Here is a 10,347-nt window from a genome sequence, read left to right as displayed (position 1 = left end):
GCACCGGCTGGACGGGCATGATCCCGGTGATCACCGCCGACATGCCGCCGCCCGGCACGGCCGTCCCGGCACCCGTCGCGGCGTCAACTCCCGCACCCGCGCCGGTACCCGCGCCCGCGCCCGCCCGCGGCATCGGCCAGGGCCTGCGCGGCCGGATCCTGGTGATCGAGGGCGGCTACGGCGGCGGCCGCCGCTGGGGACGCGGCGGCACCGCGCACGCCTCCGTGCTGTCCGCCGCGCTGGCCGGCGTCGCCCCGCAGATCCTGCTCTCCGCCGACCAGGTGGACGCCGTCCACCTGCCCGGGGCCAACGACCCGCAGACCGTGCTCGCCCACCTGCGCGCCGCCGCCCGCCACCCCGGGCCGCTGCTGATCCACCTCGGCGGCCACCTGGTCACCGACCGGCGCGGCGACCAGATGTACCTCTCGCTGCGCGAGAACAAGGCCTCCGAGAGCCTGCCCTGGTCCGCCCTCGCCACCGAACTGCGGCACCGCGGAACCGAGTTCGACACCCTGGTGATCGGCGACCTGAGCGCCGACCCGGTGCTGTGGCCGCACCTGGTCTCCGCCGCCGGCCAGCAGCTGAGCGAAGGCGTGCCGCTGTGGGCCGTCGTCAACCACGACCCCGACCAGCTCGGCACCTTCACCCGCGCGCTGATCGAGACCCTGCACCGCGGCCGCCCCGGCGCCGACCAGTTGCTCACCCCCGAACTGGTCCGCCAGCAGGTCCACTCGGTGCTGCGCGCCGACACCGTGGTGATCGCCGCGCACCCCGGCGACCGGCCGTGGTTCCGCAACACCTCCCGGCAGATCGGCCCCACCGACCCCGCCGCCGGCCGGCCGACCGCACCCCCCGCCGCGACCCCGGCCGCCCCGCCCGCCGCGCGCCCCGCCGAACCGGCCCGGCCCCGGCTCGCCCCCGGCTGGACGCCGCGCGCCCTGGTCTCGCTGCGCAAGCCCGGCGTGCCCGCCACGCCCGCCCGCCGCCGAATGATCGTCTCGCTGGTGCGCGGCGTCCCGATGGTCCCGGTGGACACGCCGCTGGTCGACCTCGGCAAGGACCGCCCCGCACCGGACGCGGCACCCGAGCCCACCGTCCGGCTCGGCAAGGACCTCCCGGCGGCGGCCGCCGCACCGGCGGTCGAATCCGCCGAGTCCGCGCCCGCCCCGGCCGAGTGGTACGCCGTGGACTTCGCCAAGGCCGCACCCGCGCCCGCACCGGCCGGACTGCTCGAACGGTCCGAACCCGCCGCGGCGGAACCCCGGTTCGACCCGCTGGCCGCGACCGTCCCGATCACCGGCGACGCCCTGGCCGCCACCCTGCCGCTGCCCGACCCCGGCGCGACCGTCCCGACCGTGCCGCTCGACAAGCCCCAACCACCGCTCCGGCACGACCCGTTGGCGGCGACCGTGCCACTGGACAAGCCGTCGGTCCGGCACGACCCGCGGGTGGCCGCCGTCCCGCTGGAGAAGAACGCCGCCGCTGCCCCGTCCGGCCCGGCCGAACAGGCCCCGCCGACCCACTACTTGGAGGCCATCGGCGAGATCGTCCGGGCCGCCGAGGCAGGCGACCACGACACCGCCGCGACGCTCGCACTCGCCCTGGAGAACAAGGCGGTCGCCGCGCACGGCACCCTCGCCCCGGTGGTGCTCCAGGTCCGGCAGGTCCGCGCACACGTCTCCCGGGTGGCCGGACTGCCCCTGCTGGCCGCCGAGTTGTACCGCCAGGTGGCCGCCGCGCTGCTGCAGGTCGAAGGCCCCGAGCACCCCGAGACCCAGCGCGCCGCCACCAACGCCGAAGCCTGCTGGCGCGCCGTCAAGGACCCGACCGAGGCGATCCGGATCGCGCCCGAGATCATAGAGCTCCGCGCCCACCTGCCCGGCCCCGACGGCCGCAAGCTGCGCGCCTCCGAACGCTACCTCCAGCAGCTCGTCAACGCGAAGGCGGCGGCGGGCAGTTGATGTCCACTCACTGATCCATGGACCACGGCGCGTCCGGCGGCGGCGCGCCGGTGTCCAACAGGTGCCGGACGAGGCGCAGCGCCCGGTCGAGCGGGACGGTGTCCTCGTCCGGGTACTCGTCGTGCTGGCCGTTGGCGAGCAGGTAGCCGTCGCTCCAGCCGTCCGCGCCCGGGTCGACGGCGTGCCCGCCCGGGTCGCCCGGCCCGTCCAGCAGCATCACCATCGCCCGCTCGCCGTTGCAGACCACCGCCAACTGCCGCCCGCGCGAACTGTGCAGCCAGTTCTCCAGCCGGCCCGCGCCGATCCGTCGCCGCAGCTCGGCGACGGCGTCCTGCCGGTCGGCCGCGGTGGACGCGTGATCGGCGAACTCCCAGCGCTCGGCGTGCTGATGGGTCATGCGGGCGGTCTCCCTCCGGGCGCGGCGGCGCGGTCCCGAACCGCCCACGCTACCGGGAGGCCGGGCTCAGTCCGCGTCGACGGGCAGCAGGCCGCGCTCGGCGAAGACCCGCTTCGCCGCGAGGGTGGCGTTGACGGCCCGGGGGAAGCCGCAGTACGCGGCGGCGTGCAGCAGGGCCTCGACGATCTGACGCGGGGTCAGGCCGACGTTCAGCGCGGCGTTCACGTGGACCTCGACCTCGGGCTCGCAGCCGCCGAGCGCGGTCAGCATGCCGAGCGTGACGAGTTGCCGGTCGCGTGGCTCCAGCGCCGGACGGGAGTAGATCTCGGCGAACCCCCAGGCCGCGATCTGGTGCGCCAGCTCGGGGGAGACGTCCGTCAGCGCCGCCACCATCCGCTCGCCCGCCTCGCCGTCGATCCGCCCGAGGACCCGCATGCCCCGCTCGAAACGCTCACGGCGGTCGTCCGTGGTCATGGCCCGGCTCCCTGCGTGGTTCGACGATCGGGCGGCTCGACGGCCCGAAGGCCACCGTAGGGTCCGGCCGGGCCGCACCGGGCGGGCCGCGCCGACGCGACCCCCGGCCGGCCCAGCGGAGGACCGGCCCTGCGGGGCCCGGTCGGGTCGACACCTGCCCGAATCAAATGCTGCGACGTCCGGCGCAAGGAGGCGCTACACTCGCCGCGACACCGTTGGTACGCGATGCGCGGGTACGCGATTCGCGTGAGCAGAGGGACAGAGACGTGGCGGGTGACGACGACATCTCCGGGTGAGATCCGGATCTGACGGCCACCGGGCCGGCGCACAGGAGCGCTGCCGGAGTGGTCCGTTTCGTCGTCCCCTTTTTCGCCCGTCCCCCGGGGCAGTGGCTGTTCCCTGCCCTCCAGCACCTTCGAGGTCTCTTCACCATGTCCGACGCTGCCGTCGTCTGCTCCAACCTGTCCTTCTCCTGGCCGGACGACACCCCCGTCTTCCACGACCTGTCGTTCAGCGTGCCCACCGGCCGCACCGGCCTGGTCGCCCCGAACGGCTCCGGCAAGTCCACCCTGCTCCGCCTGATCGCCGGCCAACTCAAGCCCACCGCAGGGTCGGTGACCGTCTCCGGCACCCTCGGCTACCTGCCGCAGACCCTGCCGCTGACCGGGAACCTCACGGTCGCCGAGGTGCTCGGCATCGCCGAGGTGATCCGCGCCCTGGACGCCGTCGAGTCCGGCGACGTCGCCGAGGCGCACTTCGCCACCATCGGCGACGACTGGGACATCGAGGAGCGCACCCGCGCCCAACTCGACCGCCTCGGCCTCGGCCACCTCGCCATGGACCGCAGCCTGAGCACGCTCAGCGGCGGCCAGGTGATCTCCCTCGGCCTCGCCGCCCAACTCCTGCGCCGCCCGGACGTGCTGCTGCTCGACGAGCCCACCAACAACCTCGACCTGACGTCCCGCCACCGGCTCTACGACGTGCTGTCCGATTTCAACGGCTGCCTGCTGCTGGTCAGCCACGACCGTGCGCTGCTCGACCGGATGGAGCGGATCGCCGAACTCGGAAACGGCGAACTGCGCCTGTACGGAGGCGACTTCACCGCCTACGAGGAGGCCGTCCGGGGCGAGCGGGAGGTCGCCGAGCGCAACGTCCGCAACGCCGAGCAGACGCTGAAGCGGGAGAAGCGCGAGGCCCAGCAGGCCCGGGAGCGCGCCGACCGGCGGGCCAGCAACGCCGCGAAGAACCTGAAGAACGCCGGCCTGCCGAAGATCTTCGCCGGAAACATGAAGCGCGGCGCGCAGGAAGCCGCCGGCCGCTCGGGCCAGGTGCACGCCGCCCGGGTCGACGAGGCCAAGGCCCGCCTCGACGAGGCCGGGCGGGCGGTGCGCGAGGAGCAGCGCCTCAGCCTGGAACTGCCCGACACCCAGGTGCCCGCCGGCCGCACCCTGTTCCACGGCACCGGCCTGCAGGCGCGCCTCGACGGCAGCGAGGTGTTCGCCCCCGGCGGCGTCGACCTGGTCGTCCGCGGCCCCGAACGGATCGCGCTGACCGGCCCCAACGGCGCCGGCAAGACCACCCTGATGCGGCTGATCACCGGCGCGCTCACCCCGGACGGCGGCGAACTGCGGCGCGGCGAAGGCCGGATCGCGTACCTGTCGCAGCGCCTGGACCTGTTGGACGAGAACCGCACCGTCGCGGAGAACTTCGCCGAGTTCGCGCCCGAGCGCCCCGAGGCCGAGCGGATGAACCTGCTCGCCCGGTTCCTGTTCCGCGGCCCCCGCGCGCACCTCCCGGTCGGCGTGCTGTCCGGCGGCGAGCGGCTGCGCGCCACCCTGGCCTGCGTGCTGTGCGCCGAACCCGCACCGCACCTGCTGCTGCTCGACGAGCCCACCAACAACCTCGACCTGGTCGGCGTGGGCCAGTTGGAGAGCGCCCTGAACGCCTACAAGGGCGCGTTCGTGGTGGTCAGCCACGACGAACGGTTCCTCGCCGAGATCGGCGTCGACCGCCGCCTGCGCCTGGCCGACGGCGTTCTCGCCGAAGCGGCGGCCCCCGCGATCTGACCGACCGGCCCGCGACACCTGCCCGGGCAGGCCACCGGCCGTCCGGGCAGGTGTCGCGAGCGGGCCGCGGGGAGGCTGCCCTGCCGGTTCCCGTGGATTGCGGCAGCGTGCCCGGCGGGCTGCACGTCGCGGACCACGGGGGAGTTCGGCGGGGCTCGACCAGCCGAGGGTGTGGGCGAGGTCGAGCCACCTGGGCGGGGTCGGACCGGCGAGCTGCTCGGCGTGGCTCCGTGATCGATGGGGTGCTTCAACCCTGCTTCAACCACGGGCGTCCGCACCCCAGTTGACGATCCCGGGGCGGCGGTGGGCCGCACCGTGCGGCCGTCCCGCCGCGTCCCGCGGCCCGGGTGGCGGCTCGCCGCCGACCGCGCCGCCGCCGACCGCGCCGTGCCCCAACGAGCCCCGGCTGTCGCCGAGTCGGCCCGTCCGATCCCGGCCCGGGCCGCTCGCCCGCTCGAAGCGAGCCGCCAATGACTTCAAGGGAGTTACCCCATGACCCAACCTGCCCTGATCGCCCACGACCTGGTCCGGGTCCTCGGCGGCCGCCGGATCCTCGACGGCCTGTCGCTGACCGCCGCACCCGGCCGCCGTCTCGGCCTGATCGGCGAGAACGGCTGCGGCAAGTCCACCCTGCTGCGAGTGCTGGCAGGCGTGGACGAGCCCGATGCCGGGCGCGTCGACCGCCCGGCCGACCTCGGGTACCTGCACCAGGAGATCCCGTTCGACGCCGCCACCACCGTCGCCGCCGTACTGGACGACGCCCTGCGCGAGGCCCGTACCGACCTCGCCGAACTCGACCGGCTCGGAGCCGACCTCGCCGAACTCCCGGACGGCGACCCGCGCCTGCCCGACCTGCTGGCCGCGTACGGCGCGCGGCTGGAGCAGGCCCAGGACCGGGAGGCCTGGGACGCCGACCGCCGCGCCGCCCTGCTGCTCGACGGTCTCGGCCTGGCCGCCGCCGCGCCGCAGCGCACTCTCGGCTCGCTGTCCGGCGGGCAGCGCGGCCGCCTCGCCCTGGCCGCCCTGCTGGTGCGCCGCCCCGCGGCCGTCCTGCTCGACGAGCCGACCAACCACCTCGACGACGGCGCCGCGGCCTTCCTGGAGGAGCAACTCCGCTCCCTGCCGGGCACGGTGGTCGTCGCCAGCCACGACCGGGCGTTCCTCGACGCGGTCTGCACCGACCTGCTCGACCTCGACCCGGCGGCGGACGGCCCGGTCCGCTTCGGCGGCGGCTACCGGGCCTACCTGGACGCCAAGCGCGCCCGGCGGCACCGCTGGGAGCGCCGGTTCGCCGACGAGCAGCGGGAGTTGGCGGAGCTGCGGCGCTCGGTGGAGGTGACCGCGCACCGGGTCGCCCCGGACCGCGGGCCCACCGACAACGAGAAGATGGGCTACGGCCACCGGGCCGGCCGGGTGCAGCAGCAGATCTCCCGCCGGGTGCGCGACGCCGCCGGCCGACTCGCCGACCTGGAACGCCGACAGGTGGCCGAACCGCCCGCCCCGCTGCGCTTCGTCCCGGACACCCTCACCACCGGCCCGGACGCCCCCGCCACCGGCTCGGAGCAGGAGGCGCCCGACCCGCTGGTGACGTTGCACCGGCTCCGGGTACCCGGACGGCTCGCACTCGACGCCCTGGACGTGGCCGCGGACGAACGCCTGCTGATCACCGGCGGCAACGGCACCGGCAAGTCCACCCTGCTCGCCGTCCTGGCCGGCCGCCTCGACGCGACGGGACGGGTGCACCGGAGGCCCGACCTGACGGTGGGTCTGCTCACCCAGGACACCGCGTTCGAACGGCCCGACCGCACCGCCCGCGACACCTACGAGCTGGCGCTCGGCCCCGACCGCGCCGAACGCGTCCCGCTGGCCTCGCTCGGTCTGCTGGCCGCCGCCGACCTCGACCGCCCCGTCGGGTCCCTGTCGGTCGGCCAGCGCCGCCGCCTCGCCCTCGCCCTGCTGGTGGCCCGCCCGCCGCAGCTGCTGCTGCTCGACGAACCCACCAACCACCTCTCCCCGGTGCTCTGCGACGAACTGGAGGAGGCCATGGGCGCCAAGGGCCCGGGCGCGATCGTGGTAGCCGCCCACGACCGCTGGCTGCGCCGCCGCTGGCAGGGTCGCGAGATCAGCCTGAACCCCTGACGCACCGCCGACCCGGCCCGGACTCCCACGAGTCCGGGCCGGGCCGGCCTGCGCCAACAGACCTACCGCGCGCCGCCGTTGACGTACAGCGTCTGCCCGCTCACGTACGACGCGTCCTCGCTCGCCAGGAACGCCACCACCGAGGCGACCTCCTCCGGCAGGCCCACCCGCCGCAGCGGGGTGCGCTGCGCGACCTCCGCCTGGTGCGCCTCCGGCGTCGCCCCGACCCGCTCGGCCGTCGCCGCCGTCATCGAGGTCGCGATGTAGCCCGGCGCGACCGCGTTCACGTTCACGTTGTACGGACCCAGCTCGATCGCCAGCGTCGCCGTCAGGCCCTGGATGCCGGCCTTCGCCGCCGCGTAGTTGGCCTGGCCGCGGTTGCCCAGCGCCGATCGCGAGCTCAGCGACACGATCTTGCCGTACTTCTGCTGCACGAAGTACCGCTGCGCGACGTGCGAACAGTTGTAGGCGCTGGTCAGATTGACCGACAGCACCAGGTCCCAGTCGCTCTTCGGCATCTTGAAGAACAGGTTGTCGCGGGTGATCCCGGCGTTGTTCACCAGGATGTGCACCCCGCCCAACTCCTCGACCACGGAGGCGAACACGGCCTCCACCGCCTCGTAGTCGGCCACGTCGCAGCCGAACGCCCGCGCTGTGCCGCCCGCCGCGACGATCTCCTTGACGGTGCCCTCGGCGCGCTCCGCCGTCAGGTCGACCACGGCCACCGCCGCGCCCTCCTCGGCCAGCCGCCGCGCCGTCGCCGCCCCGATGCCCTGCGCGGCGCCGGTCACCACCGCCACCTTGCCGTCGAACCTGCCCACAGTCACACCTTTCCGATGGTTCGTCATGAATGAAGTCAGTCCCGCTCGACCAGCACCGCGGAGCCCTGGCCGACGCCCACGCACATGGTCGCCAGGCCGCGCCGGGCGCCGGTGCGGCGCATCCGGTGCAGCAGCGTGGTGAGGATCCGGGCGCCCGAGCAGCCCAGCGGGTGGCCCAGGGCGATCGCCCCGCCGGACGGGTTCACCAGCTCCGGGTCGATGCCCAACTCGCCGACGGAAGCCAGCGCCTGGGCCGCGAACGCCTCGTTGAACTCGGCGGTCTCCACGTCCTGCAGCTTCCAGCCGCCGCGCTCCAGCACCCGCCGGGTCGCCGGGACCGGCCCGATGCCCATCACGTCCGGGTGCACGCCCATCGACGCGCCCGCCACGTACCGCCCCAGCGGCTCCAACTCCAGCTCCGCGAGCGCTCGTTCGCTGACCAGCAGCAGCGCTGCCGCGCCGTCGTTCATCGGCGAGGCGTTGCCCGCGGTGACGGTCCCGCCCGCCCGGAACACCGGCTTCAGCGCGGCCAGCTTCTCGGCCGTGGTGTCGGGACGGATCGACTCGTCGCGCTCCACCAGCACCCCGTCCGGGCGCTCGACGGCCAGCAGTTCGGCGTCGAAGTGGCCCGACTCCCGTGCCTGCGCGGCCAGTCGGTGGCTGCGCAGCGCGAACGCGTCCTGCGCCTCGCGGTCGATGCCGTAGCGGGCCGCGACCTCCTCGGCGGTCTCGCCCATCGACAGCACGCCGTGCAGCTCGCGCATCCGCGGGTTGGTGAGGCGCCAGCCGAGCCGGGTGTCGAAGGTCTCCAGCTTGTGCGGCAGCGCCTCGTCCGGGCGGGGCAGCACGAACGGGGCCCGGCTCATCGACTCGCAGCCGCCCGCGACCACCACGTCCGCCTCGCCGGACCCGATCGCCCGGGCCGCCGTGGTGACGGCCTCCATCCCGGACGCGCACAGCCGGTTGACGGTCGCGCCCGGCACCGAGTCGGGCAGGCCGGCGAGCAGCACCGCCATCCGGGCCAGGTTGCGGTTGTCCTCGCCGGCCTGGTTGGCGGCGCCCCAGTACACGTCGTCGATCCGTGCCGGGTCCAGCCCCGGCACCTGGTCGAGCAGTCCGCGCAGCACCGCCGCCGACAGGTCGTCGGGTCGGACGGCGGACAGTGCGCCGCGCAGCCGACCGATCGGGGTGCGGCGGGCGGCGGCGATGAAGACCGGAAGCACTTCGTCGAGCTCCTGTTCGTGACGGTCGGCCGACCGGTGCGCTCGTGACGCACGGTCAGAAGGCGTTGACCCCGGTGAGGGAACGCCCGATGAGCAGCTTGTGGATCTGACTGGTGCCCTCGTACAGCGTCATCACGCGGGCGTCGCGCAGGTACTTGCCGACCGGGTACTCGTCGATGAAGCCGTACCCGCCGAACACCTGCAGCGCGTTGTTCGCCGACCGCACCGCCGCCTCGGAGGCGAACAGCTTGGCGACCGAGGACTCGGTGGCGAACGGCAGGCCGCGGTCGACCAGGTCGGCCACCCGCCAGGTCAGCAGCCGCGCCGCGGCCACGTCCACCGCGATGTCGGCCAGCAGCTCCTGAACCAACTGGTGGTGGGCGATGGACTTTCCGAACTGCTCGCGTTCGCCGGCGTAGCGGACCGCCGCGTCGAGGGAGGCCTGCGCGATGCCGACGCAGCCCGCCGCGACCGACATCCGACCCTTGGCGAGCGCCGCCATCGCCACCGTGAAGCCCTTGCCCTCCGCGCCGAGCCGGGCACTGTCGGGCACCCGGACCGCGTCGAAGGACAGCTCGGCGGTCGCCTGGCCGCGCAGGCCCAGCTTGCCGTGGATCGGCGTGCGGGTGAACCCGGGCGTGTCGGTGGGCACCAGGAAAGCGCTCACCCCCCGGTGTCCGGGTTCGCCGGTGCGGGCGAACACCAGCGCCACCTCGGCCCACGTCCCGTTGGTGATGAACATCTTCGAACCCGAGATCAGCCAGTGGTCGCCGTCCCGCACCGCCCGGGTGGTCAGGTTCGCCGCGTCGGACCCGGTGCCGGGCTCGGTCAGCGCGAAACACGCCAGCGCCTCGCCCGAGCACAGCCGCGGCAGCCACTGCCGCTTCTGCTCCTCCGTGCCGAACGCGTTGATCGACTTGGCGACCAGGCCCAGCGAGACCGACACCACCCCGCGCACCGAGGAGTCGCCGCGCCCGAGCTCCTCCAGCACCAGGCAGTACGCCAGGTGGTCGCCGCCGCTGCCGCCGTACTCCTCCGGCAGGGTCAGGCCGAGGAAGCCCAGCGCGCCGAGCTTCTTCACGATCCCCAGGTCGATCGACTCCGCCCGGTCCCACTCGGCGGCGAACGGCACGATCTCCCGGTCGGCGAACCCGGCCGCCAACTCCCTGACGGCGGCCTGCTCCTCGGTCAGCTCCAGGTCCACGCGGCGACCCCTCGACAGTCCCAATAAACTAGCGGTGCAAGTTTTACGGCGACTGTAGCCCG

The 10,347-nt window shown here is 74.6% G+C and carries 7 protein-coding genes and 1 pseudogene; 3 read left to right on the top strand and 5 right to left on the bottom strand.

Going from position 1 to position 10,347, the window contains the following annotated elements:
- Nucleotides 1–1,961, top strand: a pseudogene (locus tag IEZ12_RS12975) (hypothetical protein); the annotation flags it as partial.
- Nucleotides 1,962–1,968: 7 nt separating this feature from the next.
- Here IEZ12_RS12975 and IEZ12_RS12970 read toward each other — a convergent pair.
- Together IEZ12_RS12970 and IEZ12_RS12965 are read right to left on the bottom strand one after the other, a co-directional pair.
- Nucleotides 1,969–2,358 (bottom strand): Imm1 family immunity protein, encoded by a 390-nt coding sequence (locus IEZ12_RS12970; RefSeq protein WP_189272178.1) that lies wholly within the window; start codon nt 2,356–2,358, stop codon nt 1,969–1,971.
- 66 nt (nt 2,359–2,424) lie between these two features.
- Nucleotides 2,425–2,832: a carboxymuconolactone decarboxylase family protein gene (locus IEZ12_RS12965; protein WP_189272177.1), complete on the bottom strand. Its 408-nt coding sequence runs from the start codon at nt 2,830–2,832 to the stop codon at nt 2,425–2,427.
- 431 nt (nt 2,833–3,263) lie between these two features.
- On the opposite strand from IEZ12_RS12965, the gene IEZ12_RS12960 reads away from it, so the two are divergent.
- Both IEZ12_RS12960 and IEZ12_RS12955 read left to right on the top strand, forming a co-directional pair.
- Complete coding sequence (locus IEZ12_RS12960) at nt 3,264–4,898, top strand: ABC-F family ATP-binding cassette domain-containing protein (protein ID WP_189272176.1); 1,635 nt, start codon at nt 3,264–3,266, stop codon at nt 4,896–4,898.
- A gap of 492 nt (nt 4,899–5,390) precedes the next feature.
- A complete protein-coding gene (locus tag IEZ12_RS12955; protein WP_189272175.1) occupies nt 5,391–7,037 on the top strand; it encodes an ABC-F family ATP-binding cassette domain-containing protein in 1,647 nt (548 codons plus the stop codon).
- 62 nt (nt 7,038–7,099) lie between these two features.
- Here IEZ12_RS12955 and fabG read toward each other — a convergent pair whose 3' ends face one another.
- Genes fabG through IEZ12_RS12940 form a run of 3 tightly spaced genes read right to left on the bottom strand, consistent with a single transcriptional unit; the run spans nt 7,100 to nt 10,285 of the window.
- Nucleotides 7,100–7,858, bottom strand: coding sequence for a 3-oxoacyl-ACP reductase FabG (gene fabG / locus IEZ12_RS12950; RefSeq protein WP_189272174.1), 759 nt, complete (start codon nt 7,856–7,858; stop codon nt 7,100–7,102).
- A 35-nt stretch (nt 7,859–7,893) separates the two neighbouring features.
- Nucleotides 7,894–9,081 carry a thiolase family protein gene (locus IEZ12_RS12945; RefSeq protein WP_100584816.1) on the bottom strand — a complete coding sequence of 396 codons (1,188 nt, stop codon included), beginning with the start codon at nt 9,079–9,081 and terminating at the stop codon, nt 7,894–7,896.
- A gap of 55 nt (nt 9,082–9,136) precedes the next feature.
- Complete coding sequence (locus IEZ12_RS12940; RefSeq protein ID WP_189272173.1) at nt 9,137–10,285, bottom strand: acyl-CoA dehydrogenase family protein; 1,149 nt, start codon at nt 10,283–10,285, stop codon at nt 9,137–9,139.
- Nucleotides 10,286–10,347: the final 62 nt, after the last annotated feature.

The sequence above is a fragment of the Kitasatospora griseola genome (assembly GCF_014648555.1).
Classification (GTDB): domain Bacteria; phylum Actinomycetota; class Actinomycetes; order Streptomycetales; family Streptomycetaceae; genus Kitasatospora; species Kitasatospora griseola.
Note: the sequence above shows the minus strand (reverse complement) of the source record. Positions and strands in the feature narration are given on the sequence as shown.